Origin of the sequence: Corynebacterium glaucum (genome assembly GCF_002287505.1) — a bacterium.
In the GTDB taxonomy this organism is placed as follows: Bacteria; Actinomycetota; Actinomycetes; order Mycobacteriales; family Mycobacteriaceae; genus Corynebacterium; species Corynebacterium glaucum.
The window spans coordinates 815,463-832,916 of sequence record NZ_CP019688.1; the positions used below are offsets into that span (position 1 = coordinate 815,463).

At 62.9% G+C, this 17,454-nt stretch carries 19 protein-coding genes; 8 read left to right on the forward strand and 11 right to left on the reverse strand.

Going from position 1 to position 17,454, the window contains the following annotated elements:
- Positions 1-2: 2 nt before the first annotated feature.
- The 4 genes from CGLAU_RS04020 to CGLAU_RS04035 all read right to left on the reverse strand — a co-directional run bounded on the left by CGLAU_RS04020 (position 3) and on the right by CGLAU_RS04035 (position 6,223).
- On the reverse strand, positions 3-1,376 hold the full coding sequence (locus tag CGLAU_RS04020; protein ID WP_157731257.1) for a hypothetical protein: 1,374 nt from the start codon (positions 1,374-1,376) through the stop codon (positions 3-5).
- Between the two features lie 181 nt (positions 1,377-1,557).
- On the reverse strand, positions 1,558-2,145 hold the full coding sequence (locus tag CGLAU_RS04025; protein ID WP_095659583.1) for a TetR/AcrR family transcriptional regulator: 588 nt from the start codon (positions 2,143-2,145) through the stop codon (positions 1,558-1,560).
- Between the two features lie 3 nt (positions 2,146-2,148).
- The gene (locus CGLAU_RS04030) at positions 2,149-4,506 is read right to left on the reverse strand and encodes an MMPL family transporter (protein ID WP_095659584.1); all 2,358 of its coding nucleotides are present in this window, start codon (positions 4,504-4,506) and stop codon (positions 2,149-2,151) included.
- Positions 4,507-4,588: 82 nt separating this feature from the next.
- Positions 4,589-6,223, reverse strand: a complete 1,635-nt coding sequence (locus CGLAU_RS04035; RefSeq protein WP_095659585.1) for a peptide chain release factor 3 — start codon at positions 6,221-6,223, stop codon at positions 4,589-4,591.
- A gap of 29 nt (positions 6,224-6,252) precedes the next feature.
- On the opposite strand from CGLAU_RS04035, the gene CGLAU_RS04040 reads away from it, so the two are divergent.
- Positions 6,253-6,792 (forward strand): NADPH-dependent FMN reductase, encoded by a 540-nt coding sequence (locus CGLAU_RS04040; protein WP_095659586.1) that lies wholly within the window; start codon positions 6,253-6,255, stop codon positions 6,790-6,792.
- Here CGLAU_RS04040 and CGLAU_RS04045 read toward each other — a convergent pair.
- Positions 6,789-7,370: a DUF6891 domain-containing protein gene (locus CGLAU_RS04045; protein ID WP_095659587.1), complete on the reverse strand. Its 582-nt coding sequence runs from the start codon at positions 7,368-7,370 to the stop codon at positions 6,789-6,791. The two genes, CGLAU_RS04040 and CGLAU_RS04045, sit on opposite strands and share 4 nt — an antisense overlap.
- 18 nt (positions 7,371-7,388) lie before the next feature.
- On the reverse strand, positions 7,389-7,994 hold the full coding sequence (pth, locus tag CGLAU_RS04050) for an aminoacyl-tRNA hydrolase (RefSeq protein ID WP_095661026.1): 606 nt from the start codon (positions 7,992-7,994) through the stop codon (positions 7,389-7,391).
- A 129-nt stretch (positions 7,995-8,123) separates the two neighbouring features.
- Here pth (CGLAU_RS04050) and CGLAU_RS04055 point away from each other — a divergent pair, with 129 nt between their 5' ends.
- The 6 genes from CGLAU_RS04055 to CGLAU_RS04080 all read left to right on the forward strand — a co-directional run bounded on the left by CGLAU_RS04055 (position 8,124) and on the right by CGLAU_RS04080 (position 12,498).
- Positions 8,124-8,888, forward strand: coding sequence for a hypothetical protein (locus CGLAU_RS04055; RefSeq protein WP_095659588.1), 765 nt, complete (start codon positions 8,124-8,126; stop codon positions 8,886-8,888).
- The gene (locus CGLAU_RS04060) at positions 8,888-9,643 is read left to right on the forward strand and encodes a hypothetical protein (protein ID WP_095659589.1); all 756 of its coding nucleotides are present in this window, start codon (positions 8,888-8,890) and stop codon (positions 9,641-9,643) included. Before CGLAU_RS04055 ends, CGLAU_RS04060 begins: the two co-directional genes overlap by 1 nt.
- A 100-nt stretch (positions 9,644-9,743) precedes the next feature.
- Complete coding sequence (locus CGLAU_RS04065) at positions 9,744-10,517, forward strand: hypothetical protein (RefSeq protein WP_095659590.1); 774 nt, start codon at positions 9,744-9,746, stop codon at positions 10,515-10,517.
- The gene (locus CGLAU_RS04070; RefSeq protein ID WP_095659591.1) at positions 10,514-11,218 is read left to right on the forward strand and encodes a hypothetical protein; all 705 of its coding nucleotides are present in this window, start codon (positions 10,514-10,516) and stop codon (positions 11,216-11,218) included. The genes CGLAU_RS04065 and CGLAU_RS04070 overlap by 4 nt, the downstream gene beginning before the upstream one ends.
- A gap of 11 nt (positions 11,219-11,229) precedes the next feature.
- Positions 11,230-12,150: an NAD(P)H-dependent flavin oxidoreductase gene (locus CGLAU_RS04075; RefSeq protein ID WP_095659592.1), complete on the forward strand. Its 921-nt coding sequence runs from the start codon at positions 11,230-11,232 to the stop codon at positions 12,148-12,150.
- A 33-nt stretch (positions 12,151-12,183) separates the two neighbouring features.
- Complete coding sequence (locus CGLAU_RS04080; RefSeq protein ID WP_095659593.1) at positions 12,184-12,498, forward strand: hypothetical protein; 315 nt, start codon at positions 12,184-12,186, stop codon at positions 12,496-12,498.
- Here CGLAU_RS04080 and CGLAU_RS04085 read toward each other — a convergent pair.
- The 3 genes from CGLAU_RS04085 to CGLAU_RS04095 form a co-directional block, all read right to left on the reverse strand.
- Positions 12,495-13,337 (reverse strand): fumarylacetoacetate hydrolase family protein, encoded by an 843-nt coding sequence (locus tag CGLAU_RS04085; RefSeq protein ID WP_095659594.1) that lies wholly within the window; start codon positions 13,335-13,337, stop codon positions 12,495-12,497. The genes CGLAU_RS04080 and CGLAU_RS04085 overlap by 4 nt on opposite strands.
- A 228-nt stretch (positions 13,338-13,565) precedes the next feature.
- Positions 13,566-14,126: an aminoacyl-tRNA hydrolase gene (pth, locus tag CGLAU_RS04090; RefSeq protein WP_095661027.1), complete on the reverse strand. Its 561-nt coding sequence runs from the start codon at positions 14,124-14,126 to the stop codon at positions 13,566-13,568.
- Positions 14,127-14,150: 24 nt separating this feature from the next.
- Positions 14,151-14,543 (reverse strand): nuclear transport factor 2 family protein, encoded by a 393-nt coding sequence (locus CGLAU_RS04095; protein ID WP_157731258.1) that lies wholly within the window; start codon positions 14,541-14,543, stop codon positions 14,151-14,153.
- Positions 14,544-14,649: 106 nt separating this feature from the next.
- Between CGLAU_RS04095 and CGLAU_RS04100 the strand changes: the two genes are divergently transcribed.
- A complete protein-coding gene (locus CGLAU_RS04100; protein ID WP_232507191.1) occupies positions 14,650-15,030 on the forward strand; it encodes a winged helix-turn-helix transcriptional regulator in 381 nt (126 codons plus the stop codon).
- 99 nt (positions 15,031-15,129) lie between these two features.
- On the opposite strand, the gene CGLAU_RS04105 is transcribed toward CGLAU_RS04100, so the two are convergent.
- Both CGLAU_RS04105 and CGLAU_RS04110 read right to left on the reverse strand, forming a co-directional pair.
- Complete coding sequence (locus CGLAU_RS04105; protein WP_095659597.1) at positions 15,130-15,801, reverse strand: 50S ribosomal protein L25/general stress protein Ctc; 672 nt, start codon at positions 15,799-15,801, stop codon at positions 15,130-15,132.
- A 157-nt stretch (positions 15,802-15,958) separates the two neighbouring features.
- Positions 15,959-17,320, reverse strand: a complete 1,362-nt coding sequence (locus CGLAU_RS04110; protein WP_095659598.1) for an MFS transporter — start codon at positions 17,318-17,320, stop codon at positions 15,959-15,961.
- Positions 17,321-17,454 lie beyond the last annotated feature (134 nt).

Genomic DNA, 17,454 nt, shown 5'->3' on the forward strand with positions numbered 1-17,454 from the left:
GATCACGCCCGCTTCGGCGGCAATGCCTGCGGCGTTCTGTTCTGGCCGGGGTAAGTGCGTTTTGGTACGAACTTCAACGGGTGCGACCAGGCATGGACCGAGCCCCCTCTGGTGAGGATGACGTAGTCGCCGATCCCAAATTCCGGTTCGAGTTCTTCGGTGATCCGGGAGAACGGCTCCGGTGCTCCCTCAAGCGGTTCAACGGTGACAATCCACGGGTAGGAATCCTCAATCGCCACGACAGTGTGGATGCCGCCGCCGTTGTCCTCCCCGGTAAGCCGCAATGATTGATGGACGAAGTCGTTCCACCTTTCCCATTCCCTCAGTCGGGCCTGCGGCCGCTCCATGAGCAGTAGCCCGAGGAAGAAGATGACTGTCGCAACTAAGACCAGCCACCACTCGCCGAACGAGACATACATGAGTGTGGTGCTGCCGATGAACGCCAGAGGTGCCCACGCCCACGCGTGCGGGGTTCGTTGTTGCAACATGCGTGCAAAGCCGAAGGCCACGAGGACTCCAGCGATTGCGGGAATGAGGCCGTAGACTCCTCCGCGCGGTTGATCTTCAGCTCCAAGTTCAGTGATCGCGCGAATGATCATGCATATGGCAAGGGCACTGCAGAGTGCGTAGTACCCAGCCGAGATCTGAAACCTGACGTCTTCAAGTAATTGCAGGTTCACCAGTTCCGAGCTGTGCGGCGAGGCTGACAAGTATGAGGCGTGCCGGCGCAGCTCAGGCAATTGCCCTTTGAGTTCTGTTGCGGTGGGGGAGTCGATGACCCGCTCGTGCAGCTCGCGCAGCGTCTCTTCAAGCTCCGCGATCTTCAGCAACGCGGCATTACGTCTCGCCCTCTCTTCAAGCCGCTCTACAGTCTCCGCTTCCCGCAGCACGCGTCGATAGATATCGTCTTCCCACGAGGACAGCTTGCGCTTACGTGCGTCGTCACGTTTGTACTGGCGCCGGGCCGTCTCGCATGCTTGCTTAATTTTGCGTTCTCTGAGCAAAAGTTCAATAGAGTACCAACTAGTGTCGCCAAACTTGTTTCCAAGCTCACGATTGTTGTCCACCGGCTCTACGCGGAATTCCGACGGAGACTCGAGCAAGTCGAAGTACGCGTCCCAGAATGCGGGGGTGCTGATCGGCGTTTCCCCCGTGCTCAGCTTCTCGACGATCGATGCAGCTACCGTGGCTGCATCGCCGCCAATTTGGCGCAGAGCGTCGAGCACCTGCTCGCGCCGTCGAGAAACTTCGTCAGCGGAGCGTTGCTGATCGAACTCCTTCGGTGTGGGGTACAAAAACATCCGGTGCAAACTGACGGTCACCACCTCATTGATCGCCCACGGCGCGGTATTGCCCGGCGACAGGGTCTGATCCACTCGACGGAGGTTCTCTAGCGCGTCTGGGTTGCTTTCAATCTCGCCGAGCAACGCTTCAAGCGTTTGGAGTTCAGTTAGCCAAAAACCCACAGGAGGTGTCCTTTCAATCTCAGCGGATGCCGCTGTCGGGCATGCGGCCCATAGCCCGCGCTCTGCAAGGAAAAGGGAACGTCAAGCGGCGCTAGCGCACGTCGCGAAGCACCTCGAATGCCCGCCGCACGAGGGCGCACCCTTCGTCAGGGTCCCGTGGCTGCGGGAGCGCAAGGTATGTCTTGACTGCTGTGGCGCCCGCGACACCGTACGCGCTGAGCAGCACCTCGGCGTCGAAACGTGTGGCGCCAGGGATGCGCCCGCGCATACTGGTAACCAGCGGCTCGGCCAGCTCGTTCATGGCCTCCTCCTTCGGGGGAGCCTTGGATTCGGAGCGGGTGCGGTCACCGATGAGCACCAGCGTGGAGGCGGAATAGAGCTCGAAGCCGTCTTCGTTGAGTGCGTCGATCAAGATGGCTTCCATCGCTTCCGCTGCGGAAAATTCCGCGGGCATCGCGGCGAGCTGGTCAGCAATGGTGACAAATACCTTGCGCAGGAACTCCACGAGCGCCTCGTCAATGTCCGCGAAGTAGTTGTGAAACGTGCGCGCGGACACACCCGCGCGCTCGGACACCCGCGCGACGGTGACCGCGTCCGTACCCTCCTCGATCAGCAGTGTCGCAGCCGCCTCCGAGATGGCGCAGCGGGTCGCAGCCTTCTTCTCTTCGCGCAGGCTCATGACCTATACCCTAACCGGCTGCTGTTCCTGCGAGTACACGCGGTGGAGCTTCTCGCCCTCGATATCCAGGTTCGGCAGCGCTTTGTCCAACCAGCGCGGGATCTTCCAGGCGCGGTCGCCGAGCAGGTACATCGCCGCCGGAATCAGGGTCATGCGGACCACGAAGGCGTCGATAAGCACACCTGCGGCGAGCGCGAAGCCCATGGCCTTAATGAACGGTTCGTCGATGAGCACGAACGCCGCAAACACCGAGATCATGATTAGCGCGGCCGCGGTGACCACGCGAGCACCGTGCTTGTAGCCGTTGGCAACGGCGTTGCCAGCGGTCTTGCCTCGGGAGACGTAGCCCTCGCGCATACGGGTGACCAGGAACACCTGGTAGTCCATGGCCAGACCGAAGGTGAGGCCTATGAGCATGATGGGCAGGAAGGATAGCAACGGCTGCGGATCCTCAATGAGTCCGAACATGCCCTCCTGGAAGATGGCCACGGTCACGCCGAAGGTCGCCGCCATGGACAGACCGAAGCCGAGCGCGGCGATCAGCGGCACCCAAATGGAACGGAACACCAGCATGAGCACGATGAACGCAAGTCCCAGCACGATGGCGATGTAAGGCACGAGCACGTCGGAGAGCATCTGCGAGATGTCGTCGAAGATCAGCGTGATGCCGGTGATGCCGAACGTGGCGCCGGTTTCGTCCTCGAACGGCTGCTTGAACTCGCGCAGGCGTTCCAGGGTGTCGGTGGTGGCCTGGTCGGTGGCACCAGAGTCCGGGGTGATCAGTACCTGGGCAGCGTCGAGGTTGTCGGTGGTCTGCACGATCTGGGCGTTGACCACGCCTTCAGTGCCAGCAAAGTCCTGCAGTAGCGACTGGTAGGCGCCCATTCGGTCCTGCTCCGCGACGTTGGCGGTATCCACATAGGCGATCATGGGGGCGTTGCGGCCGGGGCCGAAGGCGTCGTCGATAAGCTCATAGGCTTCGCGCTGCGGGGAGCCGAGCTTCGCGGTGCCGTCCGTCGGCATGGCCAGGCGCAGGTTGGCGGCGGGGATGGCGAGGATGCCGAGCAGTACCACCCCTGCGATGAGGTTGAGCCAGGGGCGGGAGCGGATCTGGCGCGCCCACAGAAGGCCCATGGTCGGTTTCTCGTCCTCCGGGTCCGGCACCTTCGGGCCGGGGATGCGGATCGCGAATGCGCGGGTGCCCAGCAGGCCGAGCAATGACGGCAGGAACGTCAAAGCCACCAGCACCGCTATGGCGACAGTCGCAGCTGCGGCGAGCGCCATGGTGGTGAGGAACGGGATACGGATAATTGACAGAGCAGCAAGCGCGATTAACACGGTCGTGCCTGCGAAGACGACAGATCCGCCAGCGGTGCCCAGCGCCAAGCCCATCGCGTGCGCGCGCTTAGCCTTGTCCATCTTCTTCAGTTCCTGCGCCAGCTCCTTCGGCGTTAGGTCATTGAGGCCAGACGAGGAGATCAGCTCGTTCCGGAAGCGCGCCACGATGAACAGGGAGTAGTCGATGCCCACTGCAAGACCGATCATGGATGCGAGCATCGGCGTCATGTCAGAAATCGAATCCGTGAACAGGGTGCCCAGTTGGATGCCGAGGATACCCACGCCGACACCGATAACGGCACTGATCAGTGGCAGGCCGGCCGCGACGAGGGAACCGAATGTCACCAACAGAACAAGTGCAGCGACGGCCAAGCCGATCAGTTCGGAGGTGCCGTCCATCTCTACTGCGCTGGTGAATGCGTTGCCGTTGTACTTCACCGTGAGGTCAGTGTTGTCGTAGCGTTCGAGGATGCTCTCCACCTCGTCGAGCGTCTCCGCCGGAATGTCCATTACGGTGTCATCGGTGAATGTGACACTGACGGTGCCGGTAGTTTCGTCCGGGCTCAGCGGCGACAGCGCCGCGAGGTCCGCCTCGATCTGCTCTTGCGGCATGCCCTGGGCAGCCTTGGCCTCGCCCATTTGTTGAGCCATCCCACCGGCGGCGAGCACCGGGTTGACAATCGCCTCGGGTTCACGGAAATCGCCGGTGGCCTTGAGCTCGTCGAGCATCGCATCAACCTCGGCCATCACCTCTGGGTCCTTCAGCGTTGTGCCCTCCGGCGCCTTGATCACGATGGTGCCGGAAGGCACGCTCATAGCGTCTTCGTCGGTGCCGAAGCGCTCATTCATCTCCTCCTGCGTGACAGTGGAGTCCATGTCAGGCATGGAAAATGTGGGGCTGGGGGATGTTGCAAAGTTCGCGGCGCCGAAACCGAGGGCACCCAAGAGGATGAGCCAGACGACTAAGAACGGCCAGACTTTTTTGTATGACCAGCTGCCTAGACGGTAGAGGAATTCAGACATGTTGCACAGTGTATGCAAAGTTGCAGACAGTGTGCAACATTTAAGCCTCCGCGGAACTCCGCGGCGGCGGCCGGAGCGGCATCTAGTCGGCGACCAGCGGCTCCATGGTCAGCTCGGGGTGCTCCTTCTCCACGAACGCGAGCTTCCACTTGTCGCCGAAGAGGGCAATGAGCTCGCCATCGGAGCGGGTGAAGATCTCCACGCCGCGCTGGCGGCCCAGCTCCGGCGCCGAGGCCTCGTCGGTGCGGCGTGCCACGGAGTAGGGGATTGCCTCCGTGACCGTCTCCACGTTGTACTCCAGCTCCATGCGCGCCTGCATGACCTCGAACTGCATCGGGCCGACCGCGGCCATGACCGGCACGGCATCACCGCGGGTGTCGTTGCGCAGAATCTGCACCACGCCCTCAGCGTCGAGCTGGTCAAGACCCTTGCGGAACTGCTTGTACTTGCCCAAGCTCTTCGCCCGCAGGGTGCGGAAGTGCTCCGGCGCGAACTGCGGCATCGGCGGGAATTGCACCTTCTTGCCGGCGTAGATCGTGTCGCCCGGCGCAAGCGCGCCCGCGTTGACTAGGCCGATGATGTCACCCGGGTAGGCCGTCTCCACTGTGTCGCGGGAGCGACCGAACACGGTCAGCGCGTATTTCGTCGAAAAGCTGCGGCCCGACTGCGCGTGCGTGACTTGCATGCCGCGGTCGAACTCGCCGGAGACCACTCGCATAAACGCCAGGGTGTCGCGGTGGTTGCGGTCCATACCCGCCTGCACTTTGAACACCACCCCAGAAAAGTCACTGTCCAGCGGTCGGTTCGCATCCATTGCGCTTGTCGACGCCTCGACTGCCGCCGGATCCGCCTCACGGCCCTCTGGTGCCGGCGCGATGGCGCACAGCGTGTCCAGGATCTGGTGCACGCCGAAGTTGAGCATCGCGGACGCGAAAATGATCGGCGAGGTCACGCACTGCTCGAACAGCGCCTGGTCGTGGACGGCCCCGTCTGCGGCGAGCAGCTCTGCTTCTTCAACTGCTGTCTCCCAGGCATCCCCTTCCTTTTCGGCCGCTTCAGTGGGCGAAAAGTGCTCCTCGGGCGCGATGGTGGAACCACCCGCGGTGCGCACGAAGTGGACGTAGTGGTCGACCTCGCCGTCGCCATTGACACGGGCGAGGCCGCGGAAGTCGCCCGCGTCGCCGACTGGCCAGTACAGCGGCGTGGGCTGCAGGTCGATCTCGGTAACAATCTCGTCGACTAGCTCGAGCGGCTCGCGGCCGATGCGGTCCCACTTGTTGATCACGGTGACAATCGGCAACCCGCGCGCCTTGCACACGCGGAACAGCTTCAGCGTCTGCGGCTCGAGGCCCTTTGCGGCGTCGATGAGCATCACCGCGGCGTCGACCGCCGAGAGCACGCGGTACGTGTCCTCGGAGAAGTCGGCGTGGCCAGGGGTGTCCACGAGGTTGATCACGAACGGCTCGCCCTCGTGAGACTCGGGTGCGTACTCGAACTGCAGCGCGGACGACGCGACCGAAATGCCGCGTTCTTTTTCCATCTCCATCCAGTCCGACACCGTCGACTTGCGGCCCGCCTTGCCGTGCACCGCGCCGGCCTCAGAAATCATGTGCGCATGCAGCGCCAAAGCCTCTGTCAGCGTCGACTTACCGGCGTCCGGGTGGGCGATAACGGCGAATGTGCGACGGCGAGCGGCTTCGGCGAGGGTGGCGGTCATAACTAGCAGATTCTAGGTACTATCTCCGCATGGCAACAATTGGCATCATCCTTGGTTCCGTCCGTGAAGGCCGCGCCGGCGAGCAGATCGCCCACTGGGTGCTCGAGAGCGCGCAGGCCCGCGGCGACCATGACTACCGGCTCATCGACCTCGCGGACTTCGACGTCCCCCACCTCGTGTCCACCACGCCGCCCGGAGCGGCGAACAAGCAGTACGACGATGAAGCGGTGACCCGCTGGTCTGAGGCCATCGACGCCTGCGACGGATACGTCTTCATCACCCCCGAGTACAACCGCTCGGTGCCCGGCACCATGAAAAACGCCTTCGATTCGCTCGGCCCGGAATGGCTGGGCAAGCCGGTCGGCTTCGTCGGCTACGGCTTCGACACCGGCATCCGCGCCGTCGAGCACTGGCGGGTCATCGTCTCCAACTTCTCCATGTTCGACATCCGCAATCAGGTTTCACTTTCGCTTATCGACGACATGTCGGACGCCACCTTTGCCCCACGCGAGCAGAAGCAAAACGACCTCGACCGGATGCTCAGCGACCTGGCGGGGCAGCTGGACTAGTCCGCGAGCGGAAGCTCGAACACGACCCCCGTGCACTCGATGCGACCGGTGTGCTTGCCGTTCCAGCTAGGGGAGAACCCGACTTCCTCTAGCGCTTCGAAGACCTCTCGGCCGATTTCTGCGTCCGACTCCGAGCCCGGATTGTCGAGCGAGCTGAAACCGAAGTAGAGCTCCCCGATGTGGATCACCGTATCCACGTCCTGCGAGGTGCAGTAGGCGTAGCCTTTGTGGCCTGCTTCCTGGGCCTTCTCAGCGCCGTCTTCGGCTGCTTCTTTCTTGTCGTATCCCTCGTCGAATGAAAAGGAGAGATCGCGCTTCGCGAGCGCTTCCCGCAGATTCTCCATACGCTGCGCGTCCTCTGACGCCTTCGGGATCACGCGGGCATACTCTTCTCGAACCTCCTCGACAAGTGCCTCTGGGTCGGAGATCGGCTCGTCATCGTCCTCAACCCACGTGGTGATCTCATCGATGCTCCACCCGTGGCAGAGCATCAGGGAAATACTGCTGGAGGTCTCCGCGGATTCGTAGAGGCCGTCCGCGGGAGGGAACTTGCTGTCGATCATGGCGTGGTAGGGCATAGCGACATGGTAACAAGACTAGGACTTTGCGTGGATGGTGTTCTGGGCGGCTTGCAATGAGTCGTCGATAAGCAAATGGACAGCTTCCGCTGCGAGCTGGAGCTGGGCCTCGATGTCCTCTTCGACTGGACCGAGGACCCAATCGGTGACTGCCGTGCTTTGGGGCGGGCGGCCGATGCCGACGCGAACCCGCAGGTAGTCGCGCGTACCGAGGGCTTCGGTGATGGACTTCAGCCCGTTGTGGCCGTTCTCGTTGCCGCCGAGTTTGACGCGGACTTTGCCGGCGGGGAGGTCGAGTTCGTCGTGGATGACGATGATGCGCTCCGGTGGGATGCCGAGTTTGGTTGCGAGGGGACCGACGGCCTCGCCGGAGGTGTTCATGTAGGTGGTGGAGCGGGCGTAGGCCGTGTTGTTCTGCACGTCGACGAGCGCTTTGAATCCGCGCGCTGGTTGAAGCTGCGCGCCGAGTTCGTCGAGCACCATGTAGCCGACGTTGTGGCGGGTTGCGGCGTACTTGTCCCCGGGATTGCCGAGGCCGACGACCAGCCAGTCAGCCGCGAGGTCGGCTACGAGATCCTGCGGTGACGCGGTCTTGGTGGGGGAGCTGGAGCGGGCGCGGAACATCGCGCGGATGAATGTGAGCACGACCCTCAGTGTAGGAAACGTGTGCGCTCGGTGAACGAGCGCACGGTAGGCGTCAAACGTACGATGACCGCATAGCACTGTGGCGCGGGTGATGATCGGAGGATCGGCGTGGTTGCAGAGTTAGTCTTCTTTGGGTTCGTCGTTGCTGTCATCGCGATCTCCTTCGGGGTAATTCTGCTGACCGAACTCCGCAAGCGGCGCACCCAAGCCGAGACCGACCGGCAGTATGCCGCGGATCACCGAGCGTTCGCCCAGAGTTGGGCCCGCGACGTGGACATTGCGCTTGCGCACTTGGCGGCATCACCCTTGGTTGCGGGGGCAATGCGGGCCGAGTGGGAGGCATTCAAACGTCGACTCGACTCCGAGCTGGAGTCGCGCGAAGTGTGTGATGGCATCCGCAATGCACGCCAGAACGCCATGTACCTGCAGGGCATCGAACAGGGGGACATGCAACTGAGGGTGCAGGCGGTGAACGAGCTTCGGGAGGAGGCGCACGCCTATGGCGCGCGTGATGCGGCCTTCTTATCGGACCAACTGCGTGCCAACGTGGGCTCGTCCACCTTCACGAACGAGTACATCCAGATCGCCGCGTTGCTTGGGCCGGTCACGCAGCGCTGGGTGGAGCGCGAGATGCGGGTGCTGCGCGGGATCGATGCGTTCTCCAGATCAGCCAAGTTTGAGGTGAAGCCTCCCTCCCTTTGGCACCGCGACTTCGTCCCGGGAGCGGGGTTCGGCGGGTTCATTCCCCGCTACAGCGCGTGGCGTCAGTGCGAACCGCACATCAACATCGGCGGAGAAAACAGCCGCGTGAATTACGAGAACGAGGCCATCTTGTTCACCCGATTCTTGCCGTCGGCGGAGGACGTGCGCTGATGTTCGCCACGATCGTCCTCGTATGCATTGTCCTGTTGTTCGCCTACGTGTATTTCCTGTTGCGCCGGTCCGAACACCGGGTTGCGGACTCGGACTACGCGTTGGATACCTTCGGCACCTATAAAACTGGCGGAAGGACCGAGTGGCGAAACGAAGAATATTACCGCCAAGCGTTAGCCTCCATTCCGCACACCGACCAGCTGGTTGCGCAATTGCGCTCGCCCCTTGCAGCCGGCATCGCGCAGCAGTGGTCGATCGCGAGCAGCGAGTTGCCCGCGCTTCCCAACTATGACCACGATGATCAAGTACGAGCAGCAATGCGCTGCGCGCAGCGTCTCATGCGCATTAACCGGGACTGCGCCACGCTGCTTTCCGCGGAGCAGGGGAACCCGGACGCGCGCCTGGCCATCGTGGCAACGCTCGACCGGGATCTTCGCTTCGCAGACACAAAGTGCCCGACACTGACCCTCGAACAGCTGCGCATCCGCGACGAGCTTCGCGCCATTGCGGATCGCGCCCGCGCGTTGAAAGGCACGGTCGAATCGCCCCGTTTCTTCGACGACTATCTCTCGCTGGTGCGCGACTACGCGGCGCTAGTCGTAAGGGCGCGGCCCGTGTGCTTCAAGCGCATGAAAGCAGACGCACCGTTTGAGCCCCCGCCCATCGGCAGCATCTTCTACGTCTTCGGCTGCACCCACGGTCTCGTGCCGTGGACGACAGCGTATTCCCTGGACAAGCACCGCGTCACGGAGTAGCCGACGAGCTTGGCCCGCATCTGTCGCGGTCACCCTGAGGCAGAATTACAATTCGCGCCGAAAGTAGCAGCGATCGCGGTGGTGAACTCAGAGGAGCAAAATGGCAAATCTCTTCACGTTCCTCGTAGGGGTGCTTATGTTCGCGGGTCTGATCGTGGCCATCGCTCGCACCGGCCGCGAGGAAAAGCGCGCTCAGGCTGAAGCCGATGCGGCGTACTGCGCCGAGCAACATCTCAATGCACAACGCTGCATTCGCGATGTCGATGCGATGCTGCAGCGCATTCCCAATTCTCCGTTGCTTACCGCTGAAGCACGGCGGGAGTGGGAAGTGCTCAAACACCGGTTCGCCACGGAGCCACCTGCCCGCGACGTGATCGAGCAGATCCGCGTGGCACCCCAAAACGCCGCCTACGTGCTGGGATTGGAGCAGGGCGATCCGCACCTTCGCGCTCAAGCGGTCATGGAGCTGTTTACAGAAGCCACGGCCTACGGTGCCCACGACGTAGCGGCACAGATCCTCCATCTACGGACGCGCCTGGGGTCAAACGCGTTCACCCACGAGTACGCCCACCTCGTCGGCAAGCTTGGGCCAATGGCCCGGCAACGGCTGGACGACGACCTCGCGTTTGCGAAGAAGTTTGAACCGTTCAGCCGGCCCAAAGAGCTGACACTCTCGCCGCCGTCGTTGGGGCACAGCGACTTCCTCCCCGGAGCAGGCATTGAAGGATTCATTCCCCGATACAGTGTCTGGCACCAGTGCAAACCTCAAATTGATCTCCACAGCGACAGCTGCGAGGTCACCTACAGGAGCACTGGACTGTTCTTCACCCGCTTCATTCCCTCGCTCCGGGAGATAGGCAGGCTGATTCCATGACATGGCTTACCGTCATCATTGCCGTCGCTGCTTTCTTCACCATTCTGGCGTTGGTAGACGACGTTCGGGTCCGCAGATTGGACACGCGCGGCAGGTACACATCCCCGTCGCACACTGAGCGTCGAGACGAAGAGCTGTACCAGCACGCGACCTCGCTCATTCCTGAAATTGACCGAATGGTTGCGCAGCTTCGCACACCGCTCGCTGCGGGAGTAACGGTGCAGTGGCAGGAAGCGCGCAACGAGATTGCCCCGATGCCGCGCTCCAAACGACGCCGCCAGGTCAACGCCGCCATGCGATCCGCTCGGCGATTGATTCGCATCCACGCCGATTGCCGCATCCTCGCCGCCTTCGAACAGGGCGATTTGCACGCGCGGCTCACTGTTCTAGAAAGCCTCGACCGCGACCTTCGATATGCGCAGAATGCCTGCCAGACCTCGTCACTCGCGCACCTGCAGCTGCGCGACGCGTTGGTAGAGCTCAGCCATCGAGTCAGAGCGCTGTATGGCGTCGTCGACTCGCGGCATTTCGAGGATCAATACCTTGGCACACTGAGGGATTACGGCGCGCTGCTGCAGGCTTACGCTACGGAGTCGTTCGGCCAAGGCGGAATCCCGCCGCTTGGGAGCTGGTTTTACGTGTTCGGCTGCGGCCACGGCCTTGAACCGTGGATGTCGGCAACCGAGGACGAGGCCTATTAAACTCGCGAGGCATGCAACTCCCACGCGTCCTTGCAGCCCCCATGGCCGGCGGGCCCACCACTCCTGCCCTAGTCAACGCGGTCAGCTTCGGCTTCCTCGCACTCGGCTCGTGCACCCCAGCGCAAGCCCGCGAGTGGCTTGCCGAGTGCCAGGCACCGTTCGGAGCCAACCTCTTCCTCCCTCAAGAAGAGCTCTTGCTTGACGACGCCCACGTTGTCGCCACCTCACTCAACACCACAGTCCCCGACGTGGACCTGACCAACGGCTTCGAAGCGAAGTTCGCGGCGGTGTGCGAAGCCGCACCCGCGATCGTCGCGTCGATGTTCGGGTGCTTCACCTCCGCGCAGATCGATCAGCTGCATGAGGCCGGTTCGGAGGCGTGGGCAACGGTGACCAACCCGCGCGACGCTCAAACTGCGAAAGAAAACGGCGTCGACGGGCTGATCGTGCAGGGTCCGTTGGCAGGCGGGCACCGCGGTACCTGGACCGTTACCGAGGACCCCGATGAGCGAAGCCTCGAGCAGCTGCTCGACGAGATCGTGCCGATGGGTTTGCCGGTGATCGCTGCTGGGGGAGTGCGGGTTAAAGGTGACGTCGATAAGCTTCTTGCCCTCGGTGCTGTGGCTGTGTCGTGCGGGACTGCTTTCCTGCTGGCGGACGAGGCTGGGACCTCTGAGCGCAACCGTGAGCTGCTGCGGGGTGACCGTGCAAGTGTGCTGAGCCGGGCGTTTTCGGGGCGGTGGGCGCGCGGGTTGGAGTCGGAGTTCACGCGGGAGCACCCGGACATGCCGCCGGTGTACCCGTATTTGCGGCCGATGACCAGCGATAACGACTACTGCCTCGTGGGCGCTGATCGGGGGGAACTCATGGAGGCGCCCGCGGGGGAGATCGAGCGGTTGTTAACGTCCGGGCCAGAGTCGGCGAAGGAATAGGTAGGTACACGAAAGAGAACCGGAGAGGAAGTCATGAAGAAGTTTTCGAAACTCGCCGTCGCCGCCGCAACCTCCGCAGCGCTTGCAACGGGCGCGTTCGCCCCAGCCGCTGCTGCTGCCGACGATGTTCCGCAAGGCGGCAGCGCGATGTGGCTCTACAGCACCCTGGTGAGCAACCTCCTGAACGGCCTCGATCAGCTCATCGGTGGTCCGGACATGCACCCGACGGAGAAGTTTGGCGGTGTCATGCTCAGCTCGGCACCGTTCATTGTCCTGCTGTTCCCGCTGCAGATGATCGCCGAGGCCGAGGTGCGCCTGCAGGCTATGCTCTCCTCGCAGTACCGCTAGCTCGTCGGGAGCACGCGCGTGGTGTTCTGGATGTGGCCTAGGCCCTCGATCTCCACGCGGACCGTGTCGCCGTCGGCAAGGTAGCGCCGCGGGTCGCGCGCGTGGCCCACGCCGTCCGGAGTGCCGGTGGCGATCACGTCGCCGGGCGCCAGCGGGTAGAGGTGCGAGATGAACTCCACCAGCTTCGCCGGTGAGAACACTAGATCGTCCGTGGGTGCGTGCTGCATGACCTCGCCGTTGACGGTGGTGGTCAGCGTCGGCCCCGGCCGCCAGTCGGTGTCCAGCCAAGGGCCGAACCCGGCTGTCTTCTCCAGCGACTTGCCCTGGTGCCACTGCTGGGTCCGCTTCTGGAAGTGGCGCTGCGTGTAATCGTTGATCACGGTGTAGCCCGCGATGTAGCGCTCCGCGTCGGCCTCGCGCACATGGCGCGCATGCTTGCCGACGACCACCGCCAACTCCCCCTCAAAGTCCAACGTGGCCGAGTTGAACTCGGGGATTTCCGCGTCATCGCGGGCACCGATCAATGCTTCCGGGTACTTGATAAACAGGGTGGGCACGTCGGGGCGGTCGTGCCCCATCTCGTCGATGTGCTTGGCGTAGTTCAACCCGACGCAGATGATCTTGCCCGGGCGGGGAATCACGGGCGCGAGGTCGTGCTCGGTGAAATCAAGTCGCCCGCCTTCGGCGTGCGCTGCAATGCGTGCCCACTCTGGCTCGTGGAGCAGCGCACCGACATCGGCGTAACCCTTGATTGCGGTCGCGGTGCCGTCGCCGTCGATCCGCGCTGCGGTGGTGGTGTCACCGTTTGCTGTGCTCATTCTGATCGTGGCAAGTCGCATGAAGCCAGGGTAGTCCTAATCGCGGCGACGGAATCCAAAGACGCGTTGCCGCGCACCTCCCTCACCCGACCCTTCTACAACGGTTGTAGAGGGGTCGGCACATCGAAGGCGAAAAGCCCAGGTGGCGGATACGCAAAAGACGGACCCCTCTACACTGGATGTAGAGGGGTTGGCACGCATGGGGAGAAGAGGTAGAGGGCCTGGGGCAGAGGCAGGGGCGCTGCCTGATCAGTTTATGGCGCGGAGGAGTTCGTCGGTGGCATCAGCGGCTGCGATTGAGAGATCGACTTGCTCCTTCGCGGAGAATGGATTGAGCACGTAGTCTGCCGGTGCCATGCGTCCGGGCGGGCGACCGATACCAACCGCGAGCTTGTTGTAGGGCTTGCCGCCGAGCGACTTGGTCACTGACTTCAGGCCGTTGTGCCCATGATCGCCGCCGCCGAGACGCAGCTTGACCTCGCCGAGTTCCAGATCCAATTCGTCGTACACCACATATAGATCAGCGGGTTGGACGCGGAAGTAATCGAGCAGCGCCTTGACTGGGCCACCCGAGAGGTTCATGAATGCGCGGGTGCGGGCGAGCACGACCTGGCGGCCGGGAGAGAGGCGGCCCGCCGCGAGCTCGGCGACCTCGGTGTTTGTACGCTTGTGCACCGAGAGTCGCGCAGCCATCGGGGTGGCGCGCTCGAGCAACTCCTCAATCACCGCTACGCCGGCGTTGTGGCGGGTGGATGCGTACTGCGGGCCGGGATTACCCAGGCCGACGATCAAGACGGGGGAGTCACTCACGCCGGCCAGTGTAGGCATCGGCGACTAGTTGCCCCAGAACCGGTCCTCTGCGTCGGGGTCGGAAGAGAACAGGTACACCTCGGCAATCCTGCCGTCGCGGACAATGAGCAGGTCAATGCCGGGCTGATCGAGCGACTGGCTGCCCTTAGTGCCGCTGAAGGAAAGTGGCACGGTTACGTGGTCCTCGTTGACCATCGCGGGGCCAGTCGGCGCGACGATAAAGGTGCCGCTGGTGTCGTCGGCCATTTGGCCAAGGATGGAGGCGACTGCACCGGGGCCTGTGTGCGTGCCAGAGAATTTGTTCGCGCCGGGCTGGTGCCAGATGACATCGTCGGCGAGCAGAGCGAGCGCTTCGGGGACGCGACCCTCGGCGAGGTTGGAGAAATAGGTGTTCACGGTGTTTAGCGCAGAGGACATGGTTGCTCCTTGGTGAGCCATAGAGGGTGATAGTTACAAAATGTAACTAATGGCGGATACTACTGCCCAGGGACTGAATGTCAAGGCCCGGCGATACACTGGGCCCGTGTCTGAGAAACAAGCCGGTGAGCAGCTCTGGGATGTCATGCTCGCCACCTGTCCTTCGCGATCCGCGCTGGTGACCATTGCGAACAAGTGGACAGTGCTCGTGGTCAACAGCTTGCAAGATGGGCCTCAGCGATTTGGCGATCTGCGGGGCGAGGTTGGTGGCATCAGCGCCAAAGTTCTTACTGAACAGCTTCGCGCCCTAGAGCGTGAAGGTATCGTTGCGCGCCAGTCCTACGCCGAATCCCCGCCGCGCGTCGAGTATGAACTCACCGAGCTCGGCCGCGGCTTGGTTGGACCGATGGTCTCGCTGCGGACGTGGGTGGAGGCAAACTTCGCCGATATTCAACAGCACCGGCAAACCTTCGACGCGCAGGACTAAAAACTTTCGCGCCGCCGTGTGGCGCTGAGCCCCAAAACGGCAAACGGCCGGGGGATACGGTTGTACACCGTTCCCGCCGGCCGTCGATAAGCGAAATGCTTACTCGGAAGCGCCCTCGTCGCCCTCGCCGCCATCGGCGATCTCGACGGTTGCGTCCGCATCGGCGCCAGCCTCTGCGCCGCCTTCCTCAGCCTCGGCAGCGGCTTCCTCGAGCTCCTCATCAACCTGCTCGAAGGTGACGTTGACAAGCAGGGTCTCCGGATCGGAGATGAGCTCTGCGCCTTCCGGCAGGGTGATGTCGGATGCGAAGATCTGGTCGCCGATCTCCTTGCCCTCGATGGAGATGGAGATCTCGTCCGGGATGTTCAGCGCGTCGATCTCGATCTCGACCTCGGTTGCCTCCTGCAGGACCACTGCGCCCGGAGCAGCCTCGCCCTCGGTGATGACCGGGACGGACACGACAACCTTCTCGCCGCGCTTAATGCCCAGCAGGTCGATGTGGTCGATCTCCAGGGTGAGCACGTTCTGGTCGATGTGCTTGACCATGGAGAGCAGCTTGGTGCCGTCGACATCAAGCTCCAGAATTGCGTTGGTACCGTTGTTGCGCACCAGCGCGGTGATCTCGATGCGGTCAACCGCAAAGTGGGTGTTTTCGATGCCGGCTTCGTAAAGAACGCCCGGGATCTTGCCGTCGCGGCGCAGGCGACGTGCAGCGCCCTTGCCAAACTCTTCGCGGCGCTCAGCCTTCACAATCGGCGGGGTAATAGCCATGGTGATGCTCCTTCTGTCTGAATGAGAAGGGCCGCGAGAAAACGAAACCGCGACCACTTCAACGGGTACGTGCTCGTCGAGTGATCGCAGGATAAGGATCGTATCGCGTCGATAACGGCTTCGTTCTTTCGCGGAATGTCAGCCCTCGCCGAGACCGCTACAGACTAGCAGGGCGCGGCTGCCACACAAAATGACCTTGGGACTGAATGTCCTCGTATTCGTGGCCGAGCGGGATGCCCTTGCGCTCGCGCATGATGATGGAAATGAACAGGCCGACCGTTGTCATCACCAGCAGGTAGATGGTAATCGCACGGTTGCCGCCGGTGGACTCGTACAGGCGGGCTGCGATGGTGGGGGCGAAGGCACCGCCCAGGATCGCGCCGAGCGCGTAGCTGATCGCCGTTCCGGAGGCGCGCACCGATGCCGGGAAGAACTCGGCGTACAGCGCCGCTACCTGTCCGTACGAGAGACCAATGCCCACTGCCAGGAAGATCAGCGCGCCGTAGATCTTCGCAATCTCGCCCGTGTCCACCAATGGGAACAGCACAGCTACGCCGATGAACTGCACCACGAAACCGATCGTGAGCGTGATGGTGCGGCCCAGGTAGTCCGACAGCCAGCCGGCGAACGCGGTACTGATCATCCAGGTCGCAGCCGATGCGGTCACGGCCCACAGGATGTCACCGCGCGGGATGGCAAGGCCATCCGGGTTGGTCACGTAGCTCTGCACGTAACCGCCGGTGGTCATGTAGCCCACCGCACTGTTCGCGGCGAACGCGAGCGCAGCGGTGATCACCAGCGGGAAGTGGTTGGCAAACAGCGTGCCCAGCGGGTTCTTCGCCTCGTGGGAGCGATCCTGCGCCATCTCCGCGTACACCGGGGATTCGTCCACACCGGTACGAATCCACCAACCCAGCAGCATCAAGACAAGGGAGAACAGGAACGGCACTCTCCAGCCCCACTCCACAAAGGCATCGCCCGGCGCAATCATGTTCATCAAAGCCAGAGCAGCCGAAGACAGCAGCAGGCCGGCGGGAGCACCGACCTGCGGGCCGGAGCCAAAGAGCCCTCGCTTATCGACGGGGGCGTGCTCGACAGACATCAGCACTGCCGAACTCCACTCGCCACCGGCAGAGATGCCCTGGATAATGCGCAGCATCACCAGGATCGCGGGCGCCAGCCATCCGATGGTGGCGTAGGTGGGCATCAGGCCGATCAGCGTCGTAGCCAGGCCCATGGCAAACAGGGTGACCATGAGCACCGCGCGGCGGCCGAACCGGTCTGCGAAGTAGCCCGCGAGAATCGCACCCAGCGGGCGGAACAGGAAGGACAGGCCGACGGTCATGAACGCCGCAATCGTTGCGGAGGCAGCACCAAGCGGAGCGAACATCGTCTGCTTGAACACCAAGCCGGCGACTGCCGCATACAGGAAGAAGTCGTACCACTCGATAGCGGTGCCGATCGTGGTGGCGGCAATGACCCGGCGGCGCTCCGCGGGCGTGGTGTGGGAAACGGTCATGGGGCCTCCGGGGCGTTCAAAAGATCGTCGATAAGCGAAAAGCTCAAAATGTAGCTCGCGTCCACTCTTCTATCGCTAAGTCAGCTTCCGACGTGACACGCCTGGGTGCTGATAAACCGGAAGGCGCGGATCGC